Annotated in this window: 27 protein-coding genes and 1 tRNA gene; 16 read left to right on the plus strand and 12 right to left on the minus strand. The window is 63.5% G+C overall.

What is annotated here, in order from left to right; genetic code table 11:
- From ABDB81_RS10070 to ABDB81_RS10110, 9 genes are all read left to right on the plus strand, one after another.
- Complete coding sequence (locus ABDB81_RS10070) at nucleotides 1-486, plus strand: hypothetical protein (RefSeq protein WP_346810925.1); 486 nt, start codon at nucleotides 1-3, stop codon at nucleotides 484-486.
- A 1-nt stretch (nucleotide 487) separates the two neighbouring features.
- Nucleotides 488-697: a hypothetical protein gene (locus ABDB81_RS10075; protein ID WP_346810926.1), complete on the plus strand. Its 210-nt coding sequence runs from the start codon at nucleotides 488-490 to the stop codon at nucleotides 695-697.
- A gap of 54 nt (nucleotides 698-751) precedes the next feature.
- Entirely contained in the window at nucleotides 752-1,927 is a 1,176-nt protein-coding gene (locus ABDB81_RS10080; RefSeq protein ID WP_346810928.1) for a hypothetical protein, read from the plus strand.
- A gap of 1 nt (nucleotide 1,928) precedes the next feature.
- Entirely contained in the window at nucleotides 1,929-2,510 is a 582-nt protein-coding gene (locus ABDB81_RS10085) for a hypothetical protein (protein WP_346810929.1), read from the plus strand.
- Nucleotides 2,511-2,600: 90 nt separating this feature from the next.
- Nucleotides 2,601-4,409, plus strand: coding sequence for a ribonucleoside-diphosphate reductase subunit alpha (locus tag ABDB81_RS10090; protein ID WP_346810931.1), 1,809 nt, complete (start codon nucleotides 2,601-2,603; stop codon nucleotides 4,407-4,409).
- Nucleotides 4,410-4,447: 38 nt separating this feature from the next.
- Nucleotides 4,448-5,440 carry a ribonucleotide-diphosphate reductase subunit beta gene (locus ABDB81_RS10095; RefSeq protein ID WP_346810933.1) on the plus strand — a complete coding sequence of 331 codons (993 nt, stop codon included), beginning with the start codon at nucleotides 4,448-4,450 and terminating at the stop codon, nucleotides 5,438-5,440.
- Complete coding sequence (locus tag ABDB81_RS10100; protein WP_346810935.1) at nucleotides 5,437-5,673, plus strand: hypothetical protein; 237 nt, start codon at nucleotides 5,437-5,439, stop codon at nucleotides 5,671-5,673. The genes ABDB81_RS10095 and ABDB81_RS10100 overlap by 4 nt, the downstream gene beginning before the upstream one ends.
- Nucleotides 5,670-5,951, plus strand: a complete 282-nt coding sequence (locus ABDB81_RS10105; RefSeq protein ID WP_346810937.1) for a hypothetical protein — start codon at nucleotides 5,670-5,672, stop codon at nucleotides 5,949-5,951. Before ABDB81_RS10100 ends, ABDB81_RS10105 begins: the two co-directional genes overlap by 4 nt.
- 13 nt (nucleotides 5,952-5,964) lie before the next feature.
- Nucleotides 5,965-6,249: a hypothetical protein gene (locus ABDB81_RS10110; protein ID WP_346810938.1), complete on the plus strand. Its 285-nt coding sequence runs from the start codon at nucleotides 5,965-5,967 to the stop codon at nucleotides 6,247-6,249.
- Between the two features lie 213 nt (nucleotides 6,250-6,462).
- Here ABDB81_RS10110 and ABDB81_RS10115 read toward each other — a convergent pair whose 3' ends face one another.
- The 3 genes from ABDB81_RS10115 to ABDB81_RS10125 all read right to left on the minus strand — a co-directional run bounded on the left by ABDB81_RS10115 (nucleotide 6,463) and on the right by ABDB81_RS10125 (nucleotide 7,537).
- Complete coding sequence (locus ABDB81_RS10115; protein WP_346810940.1) at nucleotides 6,463-6,876, minus strand: type II toxin-antitoxin system death-on-curing family toxin; 414 nt, start codon at nucleotides 6,874-6,876, stop codon at nucleotides 6,463-6,465.
- Nucleotides 6,877-6,879: 3 nt separating this feature from the next.
- Entirely contained in the window at nucleotides 6,880-7,116 is a 237-nt protein-coding gene (locus tag ABDB81_RS10120; protein ID WP_346810942.1) for a hypothetical protein, read from the minus strand.
- A 73-nt stretch (nucleotides 7,117-7,189) separates the two neighbouring features.
- Complete coding sequence (locus ABDB81_RS10125; RefSeq protein ID WP_346810944.1) at nucleotides 7,190-7,537, minus strand: hypothetical protein; 348 nt, start codon at nucleotides 7,535-7,537, stop codon at nucleotides 7,190-7,192.
- Between the two features lie 67 nt (nucleotides 7,538-7,604).
- Between ABDB81_RS10125 and ABDB81_RS10130 the strand changes: the two genes are divergently transcribed.
- From ABDB81_RS10130 to ABDB81_RS10140, 3 genes are all read left to right on the plus strand, one after another.
- A complete protein-coding gene (locus tag ABDB81_RS10130; protein WP_346810946.1) occupies nucleotides 7,605-8,138 on the plus strand; it encodes a hypothetical protein in 534 nt (177 codons plus the stop codon).
- A gap of 199 nt (nucleotides 8,139-8,337) precedes the next feature.
- A tRNA-Asp gene (locus tag ABDB81_RS10135) sits at nucleotides 8,338-8,414 on the plus strand.
- Between the two features lie 440 nt (nucleotides 8,415-8,854).
- Nucleotides 8,855-10,786 carry a SurA N-terminal domain-containing protein gene (locus ABDB81_RS10140; RefSeq protein ID WP_346810948.1) on the plus strand — a complete coding sequence of 644 codons (1,932 nt, stop codon included), beginning with the start codon at nucleotides 8,855-8,857 and terminating at the stop codon, nucleotides 10,784-10,786.
- Nucleotides 10,787-10,873: 87 nt separating this feature from the next.
- Here ABDB81_RS10140 and ABDB81_RS10145 read toward each other — a convergent pair whose 3' ends face one another.
- The gene (locus ABDB81_RS10145; RefSeq protein WP_237380083.1) at nucleotides 10,874-11,575 is read right to left on the minus strand and encodes an arylesterase; all 702 of its coding nucleotides are present in this window, start codon (nucleotides 11,573-11,575) and stop codon (nucleotides 10,874-10,876) included.
- On the opposite strand from ABDB81_RS10145, the gene ABDB81_RS10150 reads away from it, so the two are divergent.
- Nucleotides 11,574-12,272 carry an ABC transporter ATP-binding protein gene (locus tag ABDB81_RS10150; protein ID WP_137924479.1) on the plus strand — a complete coding sequence of 233 codons (699 nt, stop codon included), beginning with the start codon at nucleotides 11,574-11,576 and terminating at the stop codon, nucleotides 12,270-12,272. The genes ABDB81_RS10145 and ABDB81_RS10150 overlap by 2 nt on opposite strands.
- A 15-nt stretch (nucleotides 12,273-12,287) precedes the next feature.
- On the opposite strand, the gene pgi is transcribed toward ABDB81_RS10150, so the two are convergent.
- From pgi to ABDB81_RS10180, 6 genes are all read right to left on the minus strand, one after another.
- Nucleotides 12,288-13,916, minus strand: a complete 1,629-nt coding sequence (gene pgi, locus ABDB81_RS10155; protein ID WP_346810950.1) for a glucose-6-phosphate isomerase — start codon at nucleotides 13,914-13,916, stop codon at nucleotides 12,288-12,290.
- A gap of 214 nt (nucleotides 13,917-14,130) precedes the next feature.
- Nucleotides 14,131-15,069, minus strand: a complete 939-nt coding sequence (locus ABDB81_RS10160) for a DMT family transporter (RefSeq protein ID WP_346810952.1) — start codon at nucleotides 15,067-15,069, stop codon at nucleotides 14,131-14,133.
- Nucleotides 15,066-16,685 carry an NAD(P)H-hydrate dehydratase gene (locus ABDB81_RS10165; RefSeq protein WP_346810954.1) on the minus strand — a complete coding sequence of 540 codons (1,620 nt, stop codon included), beginning with the start codon at nucleotides 16,683-16,685 and terminating at the stop codon, nucleotides 15,066-15,068. The genes ABDB81_RS10160 and ABDB81_RS10165 overlap by 4 nt, the downstream gene beginning before the upstream one ends.
- A gap of 92 nt (nucleotides 16,686-16,777) precedes the next feature.
- Entirely contained in the window at nucleotides 16,778-18,088 is a 1,311-nt protein-coding gene (locus ABDB81_RS10170) for a TRAP transporter large permease subunit (RefSeq protein WP_137924483.1), read from the minus strand.
- Complete coding sequence (locus ABDB81_RS10175; RefSeq protein WP_346810957.1) at nucleotides 18,088-18,657, minus strand: TRAP transporter small permease; 570 nt, start codon at nucleotides 18,655-18,657, stop codon at nucleotides 18,088-18,090. The genes ABDB81_RS10170 and ABDB81_RS10175 overlap by 1 nt, the downstream gene beginning before the upstream one ends.
- A gap of 156 nt (nucleotides 18,658-18,813) precedes the next feature.
- Nucleotides 18,814-19,785, minus strand: coding sequence for a TRAP transporter substrate-binding protein (locus ABDB81_RS10180; RefSeq protein ID WP_137928107.1), 972 nt, complete (start codon nucleotides 19,783-19,785; stop codon nucleotides 18,814-18,816).
- A 357-nt stretch (nucleotides 19,786-20,142) separates the two neighbouring features.
- Between ABDB81_RS10180 and ABDB81_RS10185 the strand changes: the two genes are divergently transcribed.
- The 3 genes from ABDB81_RS10185 (at nucleotide 20,143) to purL (ending at nucleotide 25,769) form a co-directional block, all read left to right on the plus strand.
- Nucleotides 20,143-20,850 carry a 4'-phosphopantetheinyl transferase superfamily protein gene (locus ABDB81_RS10185; protein ID WP_346810958.1) on the plus strand — a complete coding sequence of 236 codons (708 nt, stop codon included), beginning with the start codon at nucleotides 20,143-20,145 and terminating at the stop codon, nucleotides 20,848-20,850.
- Nucleotides 20,851-20,977: 127 nt separating this feature from the next.
- On the plus strand, nucleotides 20,978-21,601 hold the full coding sequence (locus ABDB81_RS10190; protein WP_137928109.1) for a winged helix DNA-binding protein: 624 nt from the start codon (nucleotides 20,978-20,980) through the stop codon (nucleotides 21,599-21,601).
- Between the two features lie 121 nt (nucleotides 21,602-21,722).
- Nucleotides 21,723-25,769: a phosphoribosylformylglycinamidine synthase gene (purL, locus tag ABDB81_RS10195; protein ID WP_346810959.1), complete on the plus strand. Its 4,047-nt coding sequence runs from the start codon at nucleotides 21,723-21,725 to the stop codon at nucleotides 25,767-25,769.
- Between the two features lie 72 nt (nucleotides 25,770-25,841).
- On the opposite strand, the gene ABDB81_RS10200 is transcribed toward purL, so the two are convergent.
- Both ABDB81_RS10200 and ABDB81_RS10205 read right to left on the minus strand, forming a co-directional pair.
- The gene (locus ABDB81_RS10200; protein WP_255459310.1) at nucleotides 25,842-25,976 is read right to left on the minus strand and encodes a hypothetical protein; all 135 of its coding nucleotides are present in this window, start codon (nucleotides 25,974-25,976) and stop codon (nucleotides 25,842-25,844) included.
- Between the two features lie 29 nt (nucleotides 25,977-26,005).
- A complete protein-coding gene (locus tag ABDB81_RS10205; RefSeq protein ID WP_137928111.1) occupies nucleotides 26,006-26,452 on the minus strand; it encodes a hypothetical protein in 447 nt (148 codons plus the stop codon).
- Between the last annotated feature and the right edge of the window lie 127 nt (nucleotides 26,453-26,579).

The raw sequence follows: 26,579 nt of genomic DNA on the forward strand, positions 1-26,579 counted from the left end.
ATGAGCACCCATTTTCAACAAGTCCACCAATTCAACACCGCCGCGCGCGGCGAGCTGCCGGTCAACCCGGCCACGCTCGATGCGCGCACGACGGGCATGTGCCTGAACCTGATCAACGAGGAGTTCGGCGAGCTGATCGAGGCGACGCTGGCCGACGGCGCGACGCTGGACGCCGCCAAGCAGAAGATCGACGAGCTGACGCACATCCTCAAGAACCTGGCCGAAGAGGACCTGAACCGCAGCCCGATGAAGGCCATCGCACAGCTGGACGCGTGCGTCGATATCGAAGTCGTGACGCTGGGCTTCTCGGCCATGCACGGTCTGCCCCATGACGAGGGCTTCGCCGAGGTGCAGGGCTCCAACATGGCCAAGATCGATCCGGAGACCGGCCGCTGCATCAAGAACGAGTTCGGCAAGATCCAGAAGCCCGAGGGTTGGACGCCCCCGGATCTCGCAGCGGTGGTCCTGAAGCACGTCGGGGCCTGACATGTTCCTGACCAAGACGTTCGTGGCCTACACCGTGCTGGCCGTGCTGTGCAAGGTCACCGGTGCCTTCGGCTTCGGCGCGGTGGTCTGGTGGTTCGTGTTCCTGCCGCTGCTGCTGGCCCTCGCGGAGCCCGCCTGGTACATGTGGCTCGCCTTGCGCAGTGGCTCCGACGACGACGATCTGCTTCCACCCGACACCCGAGCCGCATAAACAATCTCACGCAAACCAGGGGCGCTGAGGCGCCCCTTTCAATTCCAATACATCATGATCGACGCAAAAGTCATTGCCCATTCGAAGGCCAAATCCCACGGTGGCGAGATCGTCTCGTTCCAGGCCAGACTGCCGAAGTGCCTGCTGGCCGAGCTGAACACGCACCGTGTCTTCAGTCGTAACGCCGGCAGCTCGCGCGCCATCCCGACCCTGAAGATCCTGGAGCGCGTGCGCAATGAGCCGTACATGCCGCTCGTGTGGGGCTCGAACCAACCCGGCATGCAGGCCGGCGCGGAGCTGACTGGCTGGCGCCTGGCTGCGGCCAAGATTGTGTGGCGCGCCGCTGCCCGTGCCGCCGCCTTCTTCGCCGGCCTCGAGGCCAAGATTGGGCTGCACAAGCAGCACACGAACAGGTTGGTCGAGACGTTCATGTACGTCGACGTGGTGATCACCGCGACCGACTTCGACAACTTCTACGACCTGCGGGCCCACCCGGACGCGCAGCCCGAGATGCAGCTGCTGGCGTGGGCCATGCTCCACGCGGCGAAGTGCTCGAAGCCGCGCGAGCTGGGCCTGAACGAATGGCACCTGCCGTACGTGACCGACGAAGAGCGTGAGCAATATGACATCGAGACGCTGAAGAAGCTGTCTACGGCCCGCAACGCGCGCGTGAGCTATACCCCATTCGATGGCAACGCCTCCGTGGAGAAGGAGATCGAGCGCCACGACAAGCTGGTGGCGTCGCGCCCGATCCACGCCTCGCCGACGGAGCACGTCGCGCGCCCGCTGCGCTCAAAGGCTGTGAAGGGTGGCAACTTCAATGGCTGGGGCCAGTATCGCCAGGAGGTGGAGGCGAAGGTGGCCAAGCCCCAGGCCCCGACGCTGCCGGCCGGCACCCCGGTGCCGACGCCGGACCTGGGCGAGGACGGCCGTGCCCCACTCGTCGGCTACGCCGACACGCAGCCCGATATCAATATCGTCGTGATCCCGGGCCTCAATGCGCCGCTGCCGCCCGCTGAAGAGCCGGTGACAGGGAGGGGTGGCACATTCGACGGCGGTGGCGCCAGCGCCAACTTCGACGAGCCGGTGGCTGTGGCCTCGATCGCTACCTCGGCCACGACGCAGGAATGCCGTGCCGACGATAGCTACACCAGCAGCTACTCGAGCAGCGACAGCAGCTCTTCCAGCAGCAGCGACAGCAGCAGCTCGTCGAGCTCGTCGGGGGACTGACATGAGCCGCCTCGTGTTTGCCCTGTACTCCCCGGCCATGCAGTCCGGGAAGACCACGGTGGCGGATTACTTCGAGGCCCGTGGCGCGCAGCCGGTGAAGTTCGCCGGTCCGCTGAAGGCCATGGTCGCCACGCTCCTCCGGGAGTGTGGCGAGGACGAAGTGACCATCAAGGAAGCGGTCTATGGATCCCTGAAGGAGTTGCCGATCCGGGAGCTGGGCGGAAAATCCTCTCGGTACCTGCAGCAGACGCTTGGCACCGAGTGGGGCCGCAACATGGTGACGCCGGAGATCTGGCTCAACGCGTTCGAGATGAAGGTTTCCATGTACCACCGATTGGGATTGCACGTCATCTGCGATGACCTGCGTTTCCCCAACGAGGACGACATGCTGCGGGCCCGCGACGACACGGTTCGGATCAAGGTCGTTCGACCAGGAAACACCTACACGGGTGGCCATGGTTCGGAAGGGTTGCTCGAGGATCGGGACTTCGACCACGTCATCTACAACACCGGGGGTGCAGAAGATTTTCAGCAGGTTCTGCACGATCAAGTGGCCCGTATCATTAGCCGCTACCTGGGCTAGTTTCCCTGGTTTTCGGGCGGTTTCCGCTCCTACCATTTCATCTCCAAAGGCGCCCCTCTGCGGGCGCCGTTTTTCACCCCGGAGATGAAATTGAAACCCGACTACTCACTGGATGACAGGCTTACAGCCTTCGGCATCCAGACGCTGAAGGACCGATATCTGGTCCCTGGCGAGACCTCCCCCCAAGACATCTTCATGCGCGCCGCGCGAGCCTTCTCCGATGACGAAGCGCACGCCCGCCGCATGTACTCCTACTTCTCGCGCAAATGGTTCGGTGGCAGCACGCCTGTGCTGTCGAATGCGCCGATCCGCACCAGCTGGGGCACCTCGTGGAAAGACAACTTCCATGCCGGCCGCTTCCAGAAAACGCGTGGGCTCCCCATTTCCTGCTTCCTACCGTATGTACCCGACAGCCGCCTCGGCCTCTCGGACCACTACGACGAGAACATCTGGCTGACCTCTGAAGGCGGAGGCATCGGCGGCTACTGGGGCGACGTGCGCAGCGACGGCACCGACACCAGCAGCGGCTCAAAGTCGACGGGCTCGATTCCCTTCATGACCGTGGTGGACCGCCAGATGTTGGCCTTCAGCCAGGGTAAGACCCGCCGGGGGTCGTACGCTGCCTACCAGGACATCTCGCACCCGGAGGTCGAAGAGTTCATCATCATGCGCAAGCCCTCGGGCGGCGACGAGAACCGCAAGTGCCTGAACTTGCACCATGGGTTGAACGTTCCCGACGCCTTCATGGAAGCGGTCCAGTACGGCCGGCCATGGGATCTGATCGACCCGCACTCGAAGAAGGTCATCAAGACCGTCGACGCCCGCACGCTGTGGCAGCTGATCCTCGAGACACGCGTGGCCCAGGGCGAGCCCTACCTCCACTTCATCGACGCGTCGAACCGCGCGATGCCGGAAGCCCAGAAGCAGAAGGGCCTGCGCATCCGCCAGTCAAACCTCTGCATCGAGATCACTCTCCCCACCGACGAGAAGCGCACCGCCGTGTGCTGTCTGTCCTCGCCCAACGCCGACCTGTTCGACGAGTGGAGCCAGGACCCGCTGTTCCTCGAGGACTGCATGCGCTTCCTCGACAACGTGCTCGAGTACTTCATCCAGAACGCCGGCCACGGTTTCGAGCGCGCGGTCTATTCCGCCAGCCAGGAGCGTGCAGTGGGTCTCGGCCTGATGGGCTTCCAGTCCTACCTGCAGCGCAAGAACGTCCCGTTCGAGAGCGCCATGGCGGTGGGCCTGAATCGCAAGATCTTCAAGCACATCGACGAAGGCACGCTGGCCGCCAGCCGCAAGCTGGCCATCGAGCGCGGCGAAGCTCCTGACATGATCGGCACCGGTGAGCGCTTCGCGTACCGCAGCGCCATCGCGCCGAACGCATCGAGCGCCATCATCGTCGGCGTTTCGCCGTCCACCGAAGCCTGGCCCGGTAACGCCTTCACGCAAAAGACCCTGTCGGGCTTGCACCTCGTCAAGAATCCGCACCTGGAAGCCGTGCTCGAGAAGTATGGCCGCAACGACAAGCCCACGTGGTCGCAGATCGTGACCAGCGAGGGGTCGGTGCAGGGGCTCGACTTCCTATCGGACTGGGAGCGCGACGTGTTCAAGACCGCGCCGGAGCTCAACCAAGTATGGGTCGTCCAGCACGCTGCCGACCGTCAGCCGAACGTCAGCCAGTCGCAGTCGACGAACCTCTACATCCGCCCAGGGATCTCGGTGACGGAGCTGCATGACATGCACTTCGCCGCGTGGCGCAAGGGCATGAAGTCGCTCTACTACCTGCGCAATGAGGCCCCGTTCCGTGCCGAGAAGATCGGCACGAAGAGCGAGCGCCAGGTCATCCAGACCGCGCCGACCGTCTCCTACGAAACCTGCGTGGCCTGCGAGGGCTGATTCTCACGGGGGCGGGAGCCCCCAATACCGACAAGACCATGAGCAAGATTCTCCAAAGCCGCGACTATTTCAAGCCCCTCACATACCCGTGGGCCTGGGACGGCTTCGTGATGCAGGAAAAGATGAAGTGGATGCCGACCGAGGTGCCGATGCACAAGGACGTGCAGGACTGGAACCAGAAGCTCAGCGCCGCGGAAAAGAACCTGCTGACGCAGCTGTTCCGCTTCTTCACACAGGGTGACCTGGACGTGGCCAGGGGCTACTACGACAAGTTCATCCCGGCATTCCGCCAGCCCGAGCTGCGCATGATGATGGGCGCCTTCGCCAACATGGAAGGCATCCACGTGTGGGCGTACAGCCTGCTGCTGGAAACGGTCGGCATGCCGGAGGTCGAGTACAAGGCCTTCACCCAGTACGAGGCCATGGCCGCCAAGCACGAGTTCGTGCAGCAGTTCGATGTTAAGGACACCGCCGGCGTCGCGCGCAACCTGGCCGTGTACAGCGCCTTCACCGAGGGCCTGCAGCTGTTCTCGTCGTTCGCCATCCTGATGAACTTCGGTCGCTTCAACAAGATGACCGGCATGAATCAGATCGTCGCCTGGAGCATCCGCGATGAGTCGCTGCACGTCGAGAAAATGATCGAGCTCTTCCGCACGCTGATCGAAGAGAACCCGCAGCTCTGGACCGACGACTTCAAGCTCGAGCTGTACGACATCTGCCGAAAGATGGTCGAGCTCGAGGACGCCTTCATCGACCTGTGCTTCGAACAGGGCGGCATCGAGGGCCTGACCGCGGCCGAGATGAAGCAGTTCATCCGCTACATCGCCAATCGCCGCCTGAACCAGCTGGGGCTCAAGGACAACTACGACGTCAAGGAAAACCCCCTTGACTGGCTGGACTGGATCCTCAACGGCAAGGAGCACGCCAACTTCTTCGAAACCCGCGGCACCGAGTACGGCGAAGGTGTGCTGACCGGCAGCTGGTCCGATCTCTGGACCGAAATCGACAACCGCAACAAGGAAATGGCATGACCAAGAAGCAATCCCCCCAGGCCCTGGCGAAGCTTGAGCAGGGCTTCCGCAAGACTCCCGACTCGTGCGAGAACTGCAAGCACTTCAGCAAGCGGGTTGAGGAGAAGTCCTATAAGTCTTGGAACGGCCGGGTTATGCACTGGACCGTAGACAAGTCCCTGCGCTGCAACGTTGGGGATTTCGCCACGCTGAAGCGAGCCACCTGCAACAAACACGAGTTGGTGACGGCATGAGTCAAGGCGCCCTGATGCAGCACCTGGCTGACAAGGGCGTCAACACGAACCGGGTCAAGTATGCGACCGGGTTCGAGGACGCAGTCATCGGCCACACGCTGACCATTCCCCCACAGCTCGTCTACTCGAAGCAACGCATGCACGGAATCCTGGCCGGCCAGGGCCTGTCCGAAGCTGCGGCCGAAAAGGTGATCCTTAACCTCGTCGCCGGCGGCATGGGTAGCTTCGACCATCCGATCGTGGTTGACGAGATCTTCCTACAAAACCTCGAAAAATAAGAGGTACCTGACTATGCACCAAAACACCACTTTTGCCCTGGCGGGCCCGTATCGCAGCCGCAAGGGCTCCATCACGTGCCTGGTCGTGAAGAGAGGCTACAAGTTCGCGCACGTCGTCCAAATGCGCAGCGGCCAGCTGAAGCTCCGGAAGGAAAAGCTCGAAGACTTCGACCAGCGCTGGGAGGTAATCCAGCACTACCCCCTGGCCCAGGCCGTCGAGCTCTACCTGCAGCACCCAGGAGGCCATGCCACGTCGGTGAGGCGAGTCCTGATGGAGATGTCCAATGTTGCCCACTGAGCTGCGGGCCTGGCTCCGCGAGCACCGGCCCGATCTCTACGATGCCGTGCCGGGGACCACGAAGCTATACGATGCGGTCTGCCAGCTTGCCGGCCTAGTACAATACCCACCGCCGGCCGAGACGAGCGACGTCCCGTCGTACCTGGATGAGCTCCATGCGCACATCGCTGCGCAGCGGCCCTAAACAAAAACGGCCCCGATGGGGCCGTTTCTTCATTGCTTGTCGTCGTCGTCGTCGTCGGGGTCGTACCAATTGGCCAGCGAGAAGAGTAGGGTGGCAAAGTCCTGCAGAGGGAGGTCTCCGGTGGTCAAGTCGACCATGGCGTCCTCCAGCGCGGCATTGCGTGGGGTCACGACTCCGTTCAGTTCCAGAAAGGTGAGGCAGGTGACTAGCCCAGTACGCTTGTTGGCGTCGCTGAAGCAGTGGCCCTCCCCGATGGCCCTCGCGTAGTGGGCGGCGAGGTCGAACAGATCGTCGACTCCCTCATAGTACTGGGCAGTCGCCACGCGATTTAGCGCGCCTTCAAGGTATCCTTGGTGCTCGCCGGACAGGCCCTGTTCGGTCGAAAGAATGACTTCGTGGATTTCCCTTACCTGCTCAGGCGTGATCGAAATGAATTCGCTCATCGCTCATCGCTTAGCGAGGCGCTTGATCACGTCATGGTGCTTTACGATCACATTGCGGGCGACCCCCAAGACGTCCTTGTCGGACGCGCTGCGGCTCACGATCCAATGGCCATCCAGCGACTTCTGCATCCGGTTCTCAGTCTTGAAGCCCGTAGTGGTGGTCGACACGGTCGTGACCTTCTCCCGTGCCTTGATGGGCACGTTGTACTTGCTGAGAGATACGGTGGCGGCTTTCTTCATGGGGGACTCCTAATACTCCCCGAGTATATCGGTTTGTCTATCCCATGTGGTGACCGTTCGGGCGATTACAACATCACCCTATGCGCGGTAGCACTCGGCGCACTTTTTCGACCACACGCCGATGCTTGTCCTGGGCGGCTTCCCAGGTCTCGGACTCGAACATTCGGTCATGGCCACCGCCCCGGATGAGGGTCCAGAACATCGGGGGCTTGTCATCCCGCAGGCTCGCCCAGCCGGAGAAATAGGTCGTGACCTCGACGCCGTGCTCGGGGAGGGTGTCTCTTAGTTTGTATTGCTTCCCCGTGGTGCATGCCCATTTAGAATGCACCCGAAAATCGAAAACGCGCACCGGGCGTGCCGCCGCGTCCAATATATAGATGCGATCCCAGTTCTCGGGGATAGAGTAGTCCGTCGGATCCATGGCTCATGATACTGTATATTCATACAGTATCCCACTGCGGCATAATCTCGCAAAACGAGAGCGACCCATGGACCTGAAAGGCTTCCTCAAATTCATCTTCGACTCCAAAAAGCTCCTCACGGCGCTCTTGGTGGTTGGGCTAGTGCTTTACTTTGGACCGCGGCACTATCCTAGTTACATTCCTAAGGTGCCAGACCCTTGGGGCTTCGCCCCGGTGGCTCTCATGAGTCTCACTGGCGTGCCGCTGGTTCTGTGGGGGCTGGCGGTCGTAGGCGACTGGTTAATGGGAGTGAAAGGATGGGCTCTCCGATGGGGACTCTCATTCGTGGACCTAACGCCGGCTGAAATGAAACTGCTGAGGATGATGGCCGTGCTTCCCGATTATCTAGTCGGGCTCGGCCGGGTTACTCCCGAGTGGCGCATCGAGATCGATGCCTGCCTGCACGAACTGGCGAGACGAGGCCTGGTTGAGCGGTTCGGACCGAGCGACGAGTTCGCGCGGCTTACTCCCCGCGGAAAGCGTGAAGCAATGAAGCTCAGGGAGGCAAGACGGCAAAGTGGGGAGGCGGTCGAGGAGGAGGAGCTGCCACTGTTTAGGTAGGGGTTGCCTGTTACAAATCGCTTCGTTATACTTCGGTCTCTCTGCACCCGGGTGGTTGGCAAGACAAAGCCGGTGGATGCTGTAAGCCTTTGATTTGAAAGGGGGTTCTATTCCCTTACAAGGCGTAGGTCGGGGGTTCGAGCCCCTCAGCACCCACCATTCACCATCGCGCTGCAGCTGCCTCGAAGGGCCCAATTCAGGAGTGGTAGTTCAGTTGGTTAGAATACCGGCCTGTCACGCCGGGGGTCGCGGGTTCGAGCCCCGTCCACTCCGCCAAAAAAAGAGAATGCCCGCGGAAGCGGGCATTTTTTTTGATGGTTGGGAGGGAGCTGCCTGCGCAGCTCCCGGCGGGGCGAGAAGGGAATCGCTTGCAAGCGATTCCGCGGCCTGCGGTATGTAGGCGAGCCCCGTCCACTCCGCCAAAAAAGAGAATGCCCGCATTTATGCGGGCATTTTTTTTTGGCGGAGTGGAGGGAGCTGCCTGCGCAGCTCCCGGGCGGGGCGAGAAGGGATTCGCATGCAAGCGAATCCGCGGCCTGCGGTATGTAGGCGAGCCCCCGAACGATGGACCCGTCATGCGCGTCCATCGTTCGTTAGCAGCATCTCCTGACCTCACAGAAAGCCACACCGCACTTTCCGCAGGTCTGGTGTCCCGCTCCTGCTAGAATCGCAGGGTTTGTCCATCGGCCTTCGGCCCAACCCATTTTCCGATCAGCATGCTTGATTTCGTACGCAATAACCGGCGCCTGATGCTTTTGCTGCTGCTGGTGCTCGTCTTCCCGTCGTTCGTGTTCTTCGGCGTCGAGAGCTACTCGCGCTTCATGGATGGCTCGCACGATGTGGCCAAGGTGGATGGCCGTACCATCACCGTGCAGGAAGTCGACAACGTGGTGCGAGACCAGAGCGAGCGCATGCGCCAGATGCTGGGTAACAACTATGACCCGCGCATGTTCGAAGGCGCGGCAGCGCGCCAGTCTGTGCTGGACCAGTTGATCCAGCAGCGCGTGGTGGCTGATGCCACCGAGAAGAAACACCTGACCGTGTCCGACACGCAAGTGCGCGATGCCATCCAGGCCATTCCGGCGATTGCGCAACTGCGTGGCCCCGATGGTACGTTCGACGAGAAAGCCTATGTGCAGTTGCTTGCGCAGCAGGGCATGACGCCCGAGCAGCTCGATAGCCGCATGCGCTTCGAGTTGGCCACGCAGCAACTGGGCGCCGCCGTCGGTACCACGTCATTCGTACCGAAGTCGTTGCTGGATCGCCTGATCGCCATCCGCGACCAGCAACGCGATGTGCAGCCGCTGACGATCAAGTCGGCTGACTTCACGTCCAAGGTGAAGCCCGATGAGGCCGCGCTGAAGGCATACTACGAATCGCACCTGTCGGCGTACACCACGCCCGAAGAGGCCAAGGTCGAGTACGTTGTACTGTCGGGCGAAGCGCTGGCCGCAAGCCAGGCCGTAACGCCGGAAGAACTGAAGTCCTACTACGACAGCAACATCCAGCGCTTCCGCACGGAAGAGCAACGCCGCGCGAGCCACATCCTGATCGCCGCGCCGAAGGACGGCAAGGACGCCGACCGTAAGGCTGCCAAGGAGAAGGCCGAGAAGCTGCTGGCCGAAGTCAAGAAGCATCCCGAGACGTTCGCTGACGTGGCGAAGAAGAACTCGCAAGACCCGGGTTCGGCGGAGAAGGGTGGAGACCTCGGCTTCATGGGTTATGGCGCACTGGTCAAGCCGTTCGAGGACGCAATGTATGCCCTCAAGGATGGCCAGATCAGCGATCTGGTCGAGACCGACTACGGGTATCACATCATCAAGCTGACCGGCATCAAGCCAGCGGAAACGCAGCCGCTGGATGCCGTGCGTCCGGAACTCGAAGCCGAGCTGAAGAAGCAACTGGCCAGCAAGAAGTATGCGGAGCAGGCGGATGCGTTCGGCAATACGGTGTACGAGCAGTCCGACAGCCTCAAGCCGGCTGCCGACAAGTTCAAGCTGACGATCCAGACCGCGGACAACGTCACGCGTCAGCCAAACCCGGCGCTGGGCAAGGATAGCCCGCTGAACAACGAGAAGCTGCTCAAGGCCCTGTTCAGCGACGACGTGCTCAAGAACAAGCGCAATACCGAAGCCGTGCAAGTGGGTCCCACCACCCTGGTGGCGGCCCGTGTCGTGGACTATCGTCCGGCGGCGGCGCGCAAGTTCGAGGATGTCGAAGCGCAGGTGCGTCAGGCTTACATTGCGCAACAGGCAGCCGAACTGGCACGCAAGGATGGCGAAGCACGCCTTGAGGCGCTGAAGAAGGGCGGCAACGCCGACGGTTTCGGCGCCACGATCGTGGTATCGCGCGCCAAGGCCGATGGCCTGCCGCCGAAGGCTGTCGATGCGATCATGCGTGCCGATGCCACCAAGCTGCCGTCAGTGGTGGGCGTGGATCTGGGTGCCGAGGGGTACGCGATTTATCGCGTGACGAAGGTGAGCACGCCCCCCGCAGCGAATCCGGGCCAGCGTGATGCCGATGCGCAGCAACTGAGCCAACTGGCTGGTCAGACTGAACTGGCCGCGTACTATGACGCGCTCAAGGCCAAGGCGAAGGTCAAGATCCTGCGCCCGGCCAAGGCCGAGGAAAGCCAGCCAGCCAACTGATCTGGCTGATCCCAGCAAAAAGCCCCTGAGATATTGCCTGTCTCAGGGGCTTTTTGTTTGGCAATGCATTGTCGAAATGTCGTGCGTTCAGCGTGCCTTGCCGGGTGCATTGAGTAACGGTTGCAGTGCCGGCCATACGTTATCCAGCAACGTAGCCTGGGCTGCCGAGGTGGGGTGGATCCGATCGTCCTGAAACCAGTCGGCGCGCGTGATGACCTTGTCGAGGAAGAACGGCACCAACTGCGTGCCGAGTTCCTTGGCCAGCTTTGTGTACAGCGCGAAGAAGCGTTCGGTGTAGTCTTGCCCGTAGTTCGGCGGAATACGCATACCTACGAGTACGACCTTGGCGCCGGTCTTCTTGGCGTCGCTGACGATGCCGCGCAGGTTGGTCTCGGTCGATTGCAGCGAGAGACCGCGCAGGGCATCGTTGGCACCGAGTTCCACGATGACCACGGCGGGCTTGTGGCGCTTGAGCAGGTCAGGCAGGCGCGTCTTGCCGCCCACCGTGGTCTCGCCACTGATGCTTGCATTGACGACGCTATAATCGAACCGCTCGCGGCGCAGGCGCTCCTGCAGAAGGCTGACCCATCCGGTGCCACGCGCAATGCCGTATTCGGCCGAGAGGCTGTCGCCCAGGACGAGCACTGAGGGTGCCGATGTCTGGGTGGACGTTTGTGCAACTGCCGGCAACACCAGCGAACCGAATGCGGCGGCCGTGGTCGCAATACAAGCCGCCACCAATCGTCGGCGTGCCCCATTTCCAATTCCGTTTCCAATCTTCTCGCGCATGTCCTCTTCCATTCTTGCTGTCGAGTCACTCGGAAAGACCGTAGCCGACACGACGGGTTCGCTGACGATTTTGCACGACGTCTCGTTTTCCGTCACGGCTGGCGAAACGCTGGCCATTGTCGGTGCATCGGGTTCCGGCAAGTCCACGCTGCTGGGCCTGCTCGCCGGGCTCGATCTCCCGAGCAATGGGGCAGTGCGCCTGCACGGGCAGGATCTGTTCCAGCTCGACGAAGACCAGCGCGCCGCGCTGCGGGGACGCCATGTCGGTTTCGTGTTCCAGTCGTTCCAGCTGGTCGGCCACCTGACCGCGCTGGAGAACGTGATGCTGCCGCTTGAGTTGCGCGGCGAGACGGATCGCGTCCGCGAGCGTGCCACGGAAATGCTGGAGCGCGTGGGACTCGGCAAGCGGCTGACGCATTATCCGCGCACGCTGTCGGGCGGCGAGCAGCAGCGCGTGGCGCTGGCTCGCGCATTCGTGGCCCGGCCCGACATCCTGTTTGCGGACGAGCCCACAGGGAGCCTCGATACGGCCACGGGCGAGGCCGTGATCGCGTTGATGTTCGAGCTGAACCGCGATGCCGGGTCCACGCTGGTGCTGGTCACGCATGACCGCTCCGTGGCGGCGCGTTGCGGTCGCATCCTGACCATCGACGCCGGTCGGGTAGCCAGCGACGAGTTGATGGGTACGGAAATCTGAATCGAAGGAAGCGGATCAGCCGCGCGCCAGCACGTCACGGGCGCGGGCGATCAGCGAGGCGGTCGATGCATCGTGCACGGCCGTGCCCTTGCCGGTCAGTTCCGATTCGATGGGGCGGGCGAGGATCTTGCCAAGCTCCACGCCCCATTGGTCGAACGAGTTGATGTTCCAGACCACGCCCTGCACGAACGTGCGATGCTCGTAGAGCGCGATCAGCGCGCCCAGCACGTGCGGTGTCAGATCTTCCATCAGTAAAGTATTGCTCGGGCGGTTGCCGTCGAACACCATGTGCGGGATACGGGCTTCGTCGTTGACGCCGGCCGCGCGCAACTCCTCCGCGCTGCGGCCACGCATCAGTGCCTCAGCCTGTGCGAAGCAGTTGGCCAGCAGCTTGGCATGATGTCCCGGCAATTCGCGCGGTGGTACCAGCGGCGCGACGAAGTCCACCGGCACCACCTGCGAGCCCTGGTGGATCATCTGGAAATAGGCATGCTGGCCGTTGGTGCCGGCCGTGCCCCAGACCACAGGCGAGGTGTCCACGTGCACCGGAGCGCCGTTGAGTTGTACGGACTTGCCGTTGCTCTCCATCTCCAGTTGCTGCAGGAACGCAGGAAACAGTTCGAGCGACGTCGAATAGGGCGCCATGCAGCTCGTGGGCATGCCGAAGAAATTGCGATACCAGATGCCGAGCATCCCCAGCACCACGGGCATGTTGCGCGCGAGCGGGGCGGTGCGGAAATGGTCGTCCATGGCCCGGCCGCCGAGCAGGAGGTCTTCGAACGCATCGAAGCCCACGGCCAGCGCGATCGACAAGCCAACCGACGACCACAGCGAGAAGCGCCCACCGATCCAATCCCAGAATTCGAACATGTTGTCCGGGTCGATGCCGAACTTGACCACCGCCTCGCGGTTTGTGGAAACCGCCACGAAATGCCGTGCCAACTGGTTCTCGGCCACACCGTTCTGGAGGAACCACTCGCGCATGCTGCACGCGTTGGCCATGGTTTCGAGCGTGGTGAACGTCTTGGAGCAGACGATCACGAGCGTGCGGGCCGGATCGAGCCGTACCAGCGTCTCCGCCAGTTCGGTGCCATCGACGTTCGACACGAAGTGCATGCGCGGGCCGCGTGGATCGGCCAGGTGCGCCAAGGCGCGGCACACCATGCGCGGGCCGAGGTCGGAGCCGCCAATGCCGATGTTCACAATGTCGAGGATGGGCTGGCCCGTGAAACCGGTCCAGGCGCCGGTGCGCACGCGGTCCGCGAAATCGCGCATGCGGCGCAGTACGTCGTGGATGCCCGGCATCACCGACTGACCATCGACCTTGAACGGCGCCTCGAGTAGCGCGCGTAGCGCCACGTGCAGCGCGGCGCGATCCTCGGTGGTGTTGATGTGTTCGCCCGCAAACATCGCGTCGCGGCGCTGGGTGACGCCCGCTTCCTCGGCCAGCTTCATCAGCAGTGCGAAGGTTTCGAACGTGATGCGGTTCTTGGAGTAGTCCAGGTAGAGCCCGGCGGCTTCCAGCGAAAAGTCCTCGACCCGGCGTGCGGCCTCGGCTTCGGCAAACCACTGCTGCATCGGCGTATGGCGGATGGCATCGAAGTGTTGGCGAAGGGTGGTCCAGGCGTGGAGTTCAGTCGGCATGCGTTCTTCTGGAAATCGGTGAGACGGCCCGGCTGCATTGTGCGAGGGCAGTGACAAGTATATTCGCGCAGATGTGATGTCAAAAGCCTGAAGTGGCTGCAAAAAGTAACGGCGCTTGCATCATCGGCAACCTTAACAGCCTGTAGCGCGACAACCTATCGGTCGTTGTCCGACGCCTGGCGCCCTATGTGCGCCATCGCACGCGCGGTACGCCTCAACGCCGCAACCGCGCGGCCACACGGCGCAGCAGCGGTTCGCCGCCCGCCACGCACAGGCCGCCTACGCAGATCACGGCGATGCCGAGCGCGGTGGTCCAGTCGGGCAGGTGCCCGAAAGCGAGGTAGCCGACGATGGTCGCGGAGAAGATCTGCAGGTACAGGAACGGGCTCAGGAACGAAGCATCGGCATACTGGAAGGCACGAATCACGAAGTAGTGGCCGAGGGAGCCGGTCAGTCCGGCCGACAGCAGCAGCGCGCACTGCATCGGCGTGGGCATGGCCTCGAACCAGAAGAAGGGCACGAGCAGGGTGGTCAGCGTGGCGCCGGTCACGCCGCTCTGGATCAACGTTGTCATCGGTGCGTCATACGCGGCGATGCGGCGCGTGAGCATCTGCAGCAGCGCGAAGAGTAGCGCCGACAGCAACCCCAATCCCACCCCGAGCGAGTTGAGTTCGCCACCGGGACGCACTACCACGAGCATGCCGCCAAAGCCGATGATGACGCCGATCCAGCGCATCCAGCGAGCGTGCACGCCGGGACGCTCACCCAGCAGCCATGGCGACAGCGCCACCACGATCAGCGGTGCGCAGAAGTTCAGCGCCGTGGCCGTAGCCAGCGGCATCAGCTTCAATACGCTAAAAAAGACGAGCGTCGAGGCCAGCATCAACGCGCCGCGCAGCCATTGCAGCCGGGGCACGGCCGGGCGCGATAGCTGCTGCCAGCGCGTGGGGCCGATCAGCAGGAAGATGGCGGCGACGTGCCCGAGATAGCGGACCCAGGCCACGGCCACAACGGGCAAGCCTTGCTGTGTCAGGGTCTTGCCCGTGGCGTCGAGCAGGCTCAGTATCCATTGACCGATCACGAGCAGACCGATGCCCGTGAGGAGTTGACGGCGCGAGCTATCGTCGCTGTCCAGTATGGCAAAACGACTCATGCCGGACGGCCTTCGAGCAATGCGTTGAGTGTGGCCCGGGCGGGCAGGTAGAGTTCGCTCGCCGTCATGCCAGCCGGCCCGGTGCCGGCGTCGACGAGCCGATCCGCCGCGCGGCCATGGATCCAGACGGCGGCTCGTGCGGCGGCGGCCGCGGGTACGCCTTGGGCGAGCAAGGCACCGATCATGCCCGCCAGCACGTCGCCCGTGCCGGCGGTGGACAGGCCGGCATTGCCAGTGGGATTGATGGCAGGTGGTGCGTCATCGGGAGTGGCGATAATCGTGCCGGACCCCTTGAGCACGATGGTCGCGTGCCACTGGGCTGCCAGCGCGTGTGCGGCGGCCAGGCGGTCGCGCTGGACCTCGGACACGCTGCTGCCCAGCAGGCGGGCGGCTTCGAGCGGGTGCGGGGTCAGGATGCAGTCGAGACCGCTGGCTCGCATCTGGTCGCGCAAGCCAGTGTCGGCCGCGAGCAGGTTCAATGCGTCGGCATCGAGCACGATCGGAATGGTGGGTTCCGCATTGGCGCACACATCGAACAGTTGCGACAGGTGTTTGCGGGCGGCGGTGCCGTTGCCCATGCCAGGGCCGGCAACGATGGCCGACATGCCGTCGAGCGCCAGTTCGGATAGCGCATGCAGCATCAGTTCCGGATGCACGGGGTCGATGGCCGGCGCGGGCTGCGCGAGGAATCCCACATGCACGCGTCCGGCCCCAAGATGGAGCGCCGCGCGGGCGCCGAGCAGGGGAGCGCCGGTCATGCCATGGCAGCCACCGATTACCGCCACGTTGCCGTAGCGCCCCTTGTTGCCGGCGTGATCGCGCCGGGGCAGGGCGCGCACGAAGCCGCCCGGCTGGTTGACCATGGCCACGGGCGCAGGGGAGGGCTGGCTGGCATCGAGACCGAGCGGTGCGATATCGATATCGCCTGCGCAATCGCGCCCATCGAGTGTCAGCAGTCCGGGCTTGGCGGCGAGGAAGGTCAGGGTGCGCTGTGCACGCACGGCGGGTTGGCCGGCGCCGGTATCCGCAAACAGTCCGCTCGGCACGTCGAGGGCGTACACAGGCAGGTGCGAGGTATTGAGATGCGCGATCCAGCGCGCCACGTTGCCGTCCGCGCTGCGGTTCAGGCCGATGCCGAGCAGGCCATCGACCACGGCGGCGCAGCCGGCCGGCCATGGCGGCAGGGCGGCGTCGGGATCGGGATGCATGGCGAGCAGCGGCACGCCGGCCGTGCGCGCGTCGAGCCAGGCGCGCGCGGCATCGGCGGGCAACTGGTCGGCCTCGGCGATCAGCCACGCTTCCACGAGCCGGCCGGCTTGGTGCAGGCGCGTGGCCGCCACCAGCGCGTCGCCGCCGTTGTTGCCACGTCCGGCCAGAAACAGGATGCGGCCCTCGGGTACGTGCTGGCTCACCCAGTCCGCCGCCGCTGTACCGGCACGCGACATCAGCGTGAACGGCGGCGTGGTGTCGAGTCCGGCCTGCTCGATCTGGCGGATCGCGGCCACGTCATAGAGCGGCGTGGGATTGGCGATGGCGGCAGCGTCGAGCGACCTCCATGCGGCGTCGGGGACCGGCGCGGAGGGTGACGCGGAGCAGGGTGGCGCGGCAGTGTTCATCGGGTGCTGTGCGGGGCGCGAGCGGATCTTCCACGATTCTGCCCCATCCGACGCGCCGCGCCCACCCCGCCTCCGTGTTGCTTGCGTTGCCGCTACTTGAGTTCCTTCGCCATGACGAGGTCCGGCAGCCATGTCACCACGGTGGGCCAGATGGTGATGATCCCGATGGCAACCACCATCATCATGAAGAACGGCAGCGACACGCGGGCGATGTAGTTGCTGTCCTTCCCGGTCATGCTCTGTAGGACGAAGAGGTTGAAGCCCACGGGCGGCGTCACCTCTGCAATCTCCACCAGCAGCACGATGAAGATGCCGAACCACACCAGGTCGAAGCCCGCGGCCTGCACCATGGGGAGTACGGTTGCGGTGGTTAGCGCGATCATCGAGATGCCGTCGAGCGCCGTGCCCAGGATGATGTAGATGACGGTCAGCACGGCGATCAGCGCCCAAGGCGAGAGATGCAGCGCTGCCACCCACTCGGCCAATGCACGCGGAATGCCGGTGAAGCTCATCGTCACGGACAGGAACGAGGTGGCGCCCAGCACGAACATGATCATCGCGGTCAGCCGGGTGGCCGACATCAGGCTCTCCCAGAACGCCTTGCGCGTCAGCGAGCCGCCCGCCCAGGCCAGCCCGAGCGATGCCACCACGCCATACGCCGCCGCCTCGGTCGCCGTGGAGTAGCCGGTGATCATGATCCACGTGATGAACGCGATCAGGATGATGCAGGGCATCAGTTGCTTGATCGACGCCAGCCGCGCCCGCCAGCCGAAGGTTTCGGCCTTGGGTGTTTTCGACGGATTGGCCAGCGCCCAGACCACGATGTATCCCGAGAACAGCAGCATCAGCAGCAGTCCGGGCAGGAAGCCTGCCAGGAACACGCGGATGATCGACACATCGGCGGACACCGCATACACCACCATCGTGATAGACGGCGGTATCAGGATGCCCAGCGTGCCGGCGCACGAAAGGGACCCCAGCGTGATGCGCTCGTCGTAGCCGCGCCGCGTGAGTTCGGGCAGGGCGGACTTGGCGATGGTTGCGCAGGTAGCCGCCGATGACCCCGACACCGAGCCGAAGATGCCGCATCCCAGGATGTTCACGTGCATCAGCCGTCCCGGCAGCCAGTTCAACCACGGCGACAGGCCGTTGAACATCTGCTCGGAGAGCTTGGTGCGGAACAGGATCTCGCCCATCCACACGAACAGTGGCAGCGAGGCCAGCGTGTAGGACGCGCTCGACGACCACCAGGAGTTGGCAAGGTTGACCAGTGCGTCGTGATCCGAAAACACGACGAGTCCCACCCACGACGTGACTGCGATAGCCACCGGAATCCACGCGCCGATCGCGAGGAACACGATCATCACGAGCAGCAGGATCAATGCAACAAGTACGGTGCTCATCAGACCGTCTCCCCGAAATCGCCCGACGCCAGCTTGGCTTCCTGTGCCAATTGGTAGCGCGGCTTCTGGTGGCGCACCACGCGCAGCCATTCGTCGGCCACGGCCAGCAGGAAGCCGAGCGCGCCGACTACGGCGAAACTTTGCGGAATCCACAGCGGAATCACGATCTGACCTTGCGAGACATCGCCGATGTCCCAGCTTTGCCACGCGAACGTGCCGAGCGCCCACGCGGCATAGCCGGCGAAGACGAGGCAGATGGAGAGCGAGAGGATTTCGAGCACCCAGCGGCGCTTCGGTCCCACGGCTTCGAGCAGCATTTCCACGCGGACGATGCCGCCATGCTGGAAGGTCTGGCCGAGAACGAGGAAGGCCGATGCGGCGCAGAGCCAGGAGACGATATCGTCGCCGCCCTTGAGCACGATCTGGGTCTCGCGCGAAATCGACATCGCGATCATCACGATGCAAACGGCGAGGATGCAGAGCGCGCCGAGTGCGGCGAACAGGTCAAGCAAATGGTCGAGCCATCTTTTGGGCGGCTCGACAGGCTTGGCAGGATAGGGGGCTGACATGGGTGGGGCGGGCTACCTGTGATGCGCGGCACGACCTGAGATCGCGACGCACAACCGAAAAAAGAGAACCCGGCAGGCTGCACGAGGCATGCCCGCCGGGCCAAGGCGCACTGCGGCAACAGCGGTTGTCGATCGCCGGCTGCCTGTTTCGATGGCCTATTTCTTGTAGGCGTCGAGGATGGCCTTGCCATCGTCACCCGCGCTCTTGGCCCAATCGTTGACCATGGTCTCTCCCACCTTCTGCATGTCGCCCTTCAGTTGCGCGGACGGGGGCGCCACGGTCATGCCGTTCTTCGCCAGCGTGGCCAGGTATTCCTTGGTCTTCTGCTCGGAGATTTGCCAGCCGCGTTTCTCGGCATCGGCTACCGCCTTCAGCAGGGCATCCTGCGTGGGCTTGTCCAGCGCGTTGAAGGCCTTCTTGCTGACCACCAGCATGTTCTTGGGCAGCCAGGCATCGACGGTGTAGAAGTACTTGACCGATTCCCAGACCTTGGTGTCCACGCCCGTGGCGCCGGACGACATGAAGGAGTTCACGGTGCCGGTAGCCAAAGCCTGCGCCAGGTCGGCGGCCTGGATGGTCACGGGCTGGGCGCCCACGATCTCCGCGATCTTCGACGTGGCCGGGTTGTAGGCGCGCCATTTGAGGCCCTTCATGTCGGCGGCGCTGTTGATCGGCTTGTTCGCGTAGATGCCCTGCGGCGGCCAGGCCACGGCGTAGAGCAACTTCATGCCCTGGCGGTCCAGCACCTTGTCTGTAGTGGGTTTGGATGCCTGCCAGAGCTTGTAGGAGTCTGCATAGCTGGTGGCCAGGAACGGCACCGCATCCACGCCGAAGACCGGATTCTCGTTGGCCAGCAGCGACATCAGGATCTCGCCCATCTGTACCTGGCCGGTCTGTACCCCGCGCTTGATCTCGTTGGCCTTGAGCAGCGAGCCATTCGGATGGATCACGATCTTGAGCTTGCCGCCCGTGGCCTTGTCTACATCCGCGGCCATCTGTTGCAGGTTTTCGGTGTGCAGGTTGGTGGCCGGGTAGCCCGTGGGGAGGTCCCATTTGGTGTCTGCCCGTGCCGCCGTGGCGGCCAGCAGCAATGCCGCCGCCGCGACTGCCAATGCCTTGACTCGCATCTCGATCTCTCCTGGTGTTGCGCGTGGGCGCCTGCCCGACTGCGCGGGTTGGACTACCTGGAACTGCCAGCGCGCCATGGTCGCTTTGTCTGATACATGGCGCAGGATTGTGGTCACCTCAATGGTCGCAACATGGTGGTGGCTCGGCCACCTGCCGCGACGTCGAACGTTCGGGGCTGATGCAAGGCTCGTGCCCGGCACGCTACACTTGCGGCCTGTTCGGGGCGTGCGCGCGGGGACACCTCAGCCTAACAAGAAGCGGCCTGCCCCGACAGATAGGGATGGTCTGTATGTTGCGGCAAGGCCAATGCGGAGTTCCGCCGCTCGGCTGCCGCTCAACCTCGATCCAGGGACGCCATGAACAATGCAGTATGCGGGTTCGATTCGGAGACGCTCCGTGCCGGGTTGGGCCTGCCTGCAACCGTGTCGATGCATGCCGTGACGTGGCGCAGCGACGATGCATCGGCGTTTGCGAACGAGCCATTGCCTGCGTCGTTGGCTGCGGCGTCACCGCGTCGCCGGACCCAATTTCGCGCGGGTCGGCACTGCGCGCGCCACGCACTGGTGCATGCGGGTGCCGGGGCGGTGACCCCGGCCCGTGATGACGAAGGACTGCCGGTATGGCCGGTCGGCTGGATCGGCTCGATCAGCCATACGACCGACCGGGCCGTGGCGTTGGCCGCAGCGGTGGCGCAGGTGGGAGAACTCGGCGCCGTTGGCATCGACGTGGAGCTGTGGCTGGCGCCTGACCGTGCCGAGGAAATCGCCGCAATGGTGGCATTGCCCGAAGACATCGCGGCGTTGGCTGCCGGCCTCGGGCGCACCCGCGCCGACGCTGTGACACTGCTGTTCTCCGCGAAGGAATCGCTCTACAAGGCGCTGTTCCCCACTGTGCGCCGCTTCTTCGATTTCGAGGCTGCGCGGCTGGCCGGCTGCGCACCCGGTGTACTGGAACTGGCGCTGACTTGCGATTGGCATGCGCGATGGCCCGTTGGCACGCTGTTCGAGGTTCGCTTTGCCGCGACCCCGGAGGCGGTGGTCACGGCGGTATGGGTGGAAGACTGAGGGAGCGAGGTCAGGCGGCCCCGTCATAAGGCCCAATTTCCGTCGGCTTTGATCGCAGATCGAGGGTGATTTGCCGATAAAATGCTGCATTCCCTCGCACTCGTCACAGAAAAGAAGGTTCGCTTCCATGCCACGCAAGCCCGCGCAGGACCGTCAGGCAGACGCTGCATCCCATGGTTCCGAAGTGTTGGAGAGTTCCGACGCAACCGGCGGCGTCAGCGCGCGACCCGCACCGCTGACCCGGGCCCCTGGCGTCAATATCGTTTCTTCGTCACATCTCGTTTCGGTACGCAGCCCGGAGCTTTCCGAATTCGAGTTCGGATTGAACACGGCCTACAACGCCTACAGCCGCTGGGTGGTGCGCTGCATGGGCGCAGCCGGCGTGCGCGACCTGACCTTCCTGGATGTGTTGGTGCTGCACCATGTGAACCATCGCGGCCGGGCCAAGCGGCTGGCGGACATCTGCTTCGTGCTCAACGTGGAAGACACTCACCTCGTCACTTACGCATTGAAGAAGCTTGTTGGCCTGGGATTGGTCGCGGGCGAGCGCGTGGGCAAGGAAGCCACTTACGCCACGACGACGGCCGGGACGGAAGCCTGCGCCCGGTACCGCGAGATCCGCGAACAGTGCCTGACGAGCAATTTCACCGAGGGCAGCGACGAGAACGTGGAAATCGGCGAACTGGCGCGCTTGCTGCGCGTATTGACCGGTCTCTACGAGCAGGCCGCACGCTCGGCGACTTCTCTCTGAGATTGGCGGCGTTGAGGTCGGTGTAACAAGGTACAATAGCGGTTTTCCGCCAGCCGGCATTCCATTCAGCAGTGCCGGCGGCCGCGAGCCCCGACCCTCCAGCCTCCTGCCCGTACCGATCATGGCGCATTTTTCGTGCTTCCCTGGCGCTTTGGCGCTTTCTGCCTTCCGTCAGCAACGCCTGCTTGCCGCTCTCCAGCAAATCGACGCCGATATCGAATCGGTGCATGGCCAGTTCGTGCACTTTGTCGATTCGGATACCCCGCTCACTGCCGAGGAACAGACGCGCATAGGCGCGATGCTGACCTACGGCGCACCATTCACGGCGCCGGCCGATGGCGACCGCTTTGTGGTGATTCCGCGCTTCGGCACGATTTCGCCGTGGGCCAGCAAGGCCACCGATATCGCCCATAACTGCGGCCTGACGCATGTCCACCGCGTCGAGCGCGGTATCGAAATCACCGTCATCTGCAAGAAGGGCCTGCTGCGCGGCCGCAAGACGCTGGACGCTGGCACGCGCGCCGCCGTGGCTGCACACCTGTTCGACCGCATGACCGAAACGGTCATCGCCTCGCGCGACGAGGCCGCCGGCCTGTTCCAGGAACTGCCGGCCAAGCCGCTCCAGTTCATCGACATTTCCGCCGGCCGCACGGCGCTGGAAAATGCCAATACGGCCATGGGCCTGGCGTTGTCGGAAGACGAAATCGATTACCTGCTGGAAAACTACGGCAAGCTGGGTCGCAACCCGACCGATGTCGAACTGATGATGTTCGCGCAGGCCAACAGCGAACATTGCCGCCACAAGATCTTCAACGCGACCTGGTCGATCGACGGTGTGGCGCAGGACAAGTCGCTGTTCGCGATGATCCGCAATACGCACCAGTTGAACCCGCAAGGTTCCATCGTCGCGTACTCGGACAACTCGGCCGTGATGGAAGGCGATGTGGCCGAGCGCTGGTTCCCGCGCGGAGACGGCCAGCAGTATGGCCGCCACGAGGCGTTGACCCATACGCTGATGAAGGTGGAAACGCACAACCACCCCACGGCGATCTCGCCGTTCCCGGGTGCGTCCACCGGCGCTGGCGGTGAAATCCGCGACGAAGGCGCCACCGGCCGGGGCGCCAAGCCCAAGGCCGGCCTGACCGGTTTCACCGTGTCGAACCTGATGTTGCCGGATGCCGTGGAATCCTGGGAAAACGCGCGTGACGCGGCCCAGCCGATGGCCCATCGCAACCCGGACGACAAGCCGGGTGTGACCGGCAAGCCGGACCGCATCGCCTCGCCGTTGCAGATCATGATTGACGGCCCGCTCGGCGGCGCCGCGTTCAATAACGAATTCGGCCGTGCCAACCTGGGCGGCTACTTCCGCGTCTACGAGCAGAACGTGGGCGGCACCGTGCGCGGCTATCACAAGCCGATCATGATCGCCGGGGGCATCGGCAACATCGACGCCAATCACACGCACAAGGACCCGCTGCCGGCTGGCACGCTGCTGATCCAGGTAGGCGGTCCGGGCATGCGCATCGGGATTGGTGGCGGGGCCGCCAGCTCGATGGCGACGGGCACCAATACCGCTGAACTCGATTTCAATTCGGTGCAGCGTGGCAATCCGGAAATGGAACGCCGTGCGCAGGAAGTCATCAACGCTTGCTGGCAACTGGGCGAAGACAACCCGATCCTGTCGATCCACGACGTCGGCGCGGGTGGTATCTCGAATGCCTTCCCCGAACTGGTGGATGGCGCTGGCCGTGGCGCGCGCTTCGATCTGCGCCAGGTGCATCTGGAAGAGTCCGGCCTGTCGCCGGCGGAGATCTGGTGCAACGAATCGCAAGAGCGTTATGTGCTGGCCATCGCACCGAACGATCTGCCCCGCTTCCGGGCCATGTGCGAGCGCGAGCGTTCGCCGTTCGCCGTGGTCGGTATTGCCACGGAAGAGAAGCAATTGCAGCTCGTCGACGCCAATGTCGACGCATCGCTGAAGGAACACTTCGCTGTCGATATGCCGATGGATGTGCTGCTTGGCAAGCCGCCGCGCATGCATCGCGACGTGCGCCGCGTGGAGCAGGAACTGCCCCCGGTGGACGTGACCGGCCTCTCGCTGGAACAGGCCGTGCGCGATGTGCTGCGCCACCCCACGGTGGGCAGCAAATCGTTCCTGATCACGATTGGCGACCGTACCGTGGGCGGCATGAACGCCCGCGACCAGATGGTTGGTCCGTGGCAGGTGCCGGTGGCGGACGTGGCCGTGACCACGCTCGACTACAAGGGCCGTGCGGGTGAAGCGATGACGATGGGCGAGCGTACGCCGCTGGCCGTGATCGACGCCGCCGCATCGGGCCGCATGGCAATTGGCGAGGCGCTGACCAACCTGGCCGCTGCGCCGGTGAAGGATCTGAACAAGGTCAAGCTGTCGGCCAACTGGATGGCAGCGTGCGGTGTGGATGGCGAGGATGCCAAGCTGTATGACACCGTGCATGCCGTGGGCATGGAACTGTGCCCGGCACTCGGCATCAGCATTCCGGTGGGCAAGGATTCGCTGTCGATGCGCACCAAGTGGAGCGATGCCGACGGCGACAAGGAAGTGGTGGCGCCGGTCTCGTTGATCATCTCGGCCTTCGCCGCCGTGGACGACGTCAATAACACGCTGACGCCGCAACTGCGCACCGATCTCGGCGACACCACGCTGATCGCCATCGACCTGGGTCGTGCGAAGCATCGTATGGGTGGCAGCATCCTGGCACTGGTGTCGCAGCAGGTGGGCGACAGCGTGCCGGACGTCGATAGCCCCGAAGACCTGAAGAACTTCTTCAACGTGATCCAGCGCCTGAACCGCGAAGGCAAGCTGCTGGCCTATCACGACCGCTCGGACGGCGGCTTCATGGCAGCCGTGGCGGAAATGGCTTTTGCTGGACGTACCGGTGTCTCGCTGAACGTCGACATGCTCGCGCTCGACCCGACGCAGGAGCAGGACTACGGCGACGCCAAGAACTGGACGCAGCAGATTTCCGGGCGCCGCAATGAACAGACGCTGCGCGCGCTGTTCTCCGAAGAGCTCGGTGCGGTGATCCAGGTGCGTCAGGAAGAACGCGACGCCGTGTTTGCGGTGCTGCGCGAAGCGGGCCTGTCCGCTTGCAGCCACGTGATCGGCAAGCCGAACACGACAGACCAGATCGAGGTGTACCGCGATGCCAAGAAGGTGTTCGGTGCGCCGCGTGCGGACCTGCAACGTACGTGGTCGGAAGTCAGCTGGCGCATTGCGCGCCTGCGCGACAACCCAGCCTGCGCCGACAGCGAATACGACCGCGTACTCGACGCGGCAGACCCCGGCATTAGCCCCGTGCTGACGTTCGATCCGGCTCAGGACATCGCCGCGCCGTTCATCGCTACTGGCAATCGTCCGCGCGTGGCGATCCTGCGCGAGCAGGGCGTGAACTCGCAGATCGAAATGGCCTACAGCATGGACCTGGCCGGTTTCGACACGGTCGACGTCCACATGAGCGACCTGATCGCGGGCCGTGTCAGCCTGGCGGACTTCAAGGGCTTCGTGGCCTGCGGCGGTTTCAGCTACGGTGACGTGCTGGGCGCCGGCGAAGGCTGGGCCAAGACGATCCTGTTCAATGGCCAGATGGCCGAGCAGTTTGCCGCGTTCTTCAACCGCCACGACACGTTCGCGCTGGGCGTGTGCAATGGTTGCCAGATGCTGAGCAACCTGGCCCCGATCATCCCGGGCGCCGGTGCATGGCCGAAGTTCACGCGCAACCAGTCGGAGCAATACGAAGCCCGCTTCGTGACGGTGGAGGTGCAGCAGTCGTCGTCGATCTTCTTCGCCGGCATGGAAGGCAGCCGCATTCCTATCGCCGTGGCGCACGGTGAAGGTTTCGCCGACTTCTCGCAGCAAGGCGATATCGGCAAGGTCAACGTGGCATTGCGCTTCGTCGATAACCGCGGTGCCGTGACGCAAACCTATCCGCTGAACCCGAACGGTTCGCCGGAAGGCATCACCTCGGTCACTACCGTTGACGGCCGCTTCACGGCACTGATGCCGCACCCGGAGCGCGTGTTCCGCACCGCAACGATGAGCTGGGCACCGGACGCATGGAAGGACATCCCCGGTGGCGGTAGCCCGTGGATGCGCATGTTCCGCAATGCCCGCAAGTGGGTGGGCTGAGCGGACGTAGCTACGTCTGGCTGGTAAATGGAAAACGCCTGCAATTGCAGGCGTTTTTCTTTGGGCGGGACATTAACGTGTGGCGATGTCGTAGATACCCCAGACCATCAGAATCAGAGAGCAGCCGAGGATCGCGCAGGAAACGCGAATCACGACCTTTCCTTGAAAATCGTCATCGTCGACCATGCGTATAAAGAAGGCCTTCATATCTTTCTCCTGAATGAATTGCAAAGTGGTTAACAGTGTTTAGAAATCAGCGTGGCATGCGCGACAGAGGTTGTAATGGCACTGGCGAGGCTGATCGCAATGGAACCCTGGATGATGCGGTGGGTACCCATGTGCTGGCGGCGCCGGCGGCGTGGAGCGCTATGGAGAGAGCCCAGCATTACCAGTACGGACCCCGCGACAATGATGAACACGTTGATAGCAAGCAGGCTCCACGCCAACTGCCTTCCGCCAGTCGCCTGATCGATCCACCCTGCGAGCACATGGCAGCCCGCCGCACTCATCGGAATTGCCGCCCACAGCAACTGACCGTTTTCGACCGATCGTCGGACGATGCCGTTGCTTCGCGAGCGTGAGAACTCTGCGAAGCGCGCCAACGGCAGCAGCGCGAGCGGGGCGAGCAGCGGAATGGCGACGTTGAAGAGGAACCAGCCGAACAGGTCGAACACGTGGGCCATGGCGCTCCTTCGAAATGAAATGGACGCAGCCATGCTAGGCGCTTTCAGCACATGCGCCTAGACCGAATTTGTGAACTTTTGGTGTCCGATGAGGGGCGGTTTGCGCTTGATCATGGACGATTTGAGA

It is taken from the genome of Cupriavidus sp. DL-D2, from assembly GCF_039710735.1.
In the GTDB taxonomy this organism is placed as follows: Bacteria; Pseudomonadota; Gammaproteobacteria; order Burkholderiales; family Burkholderiaceae; genus Cupriavidus.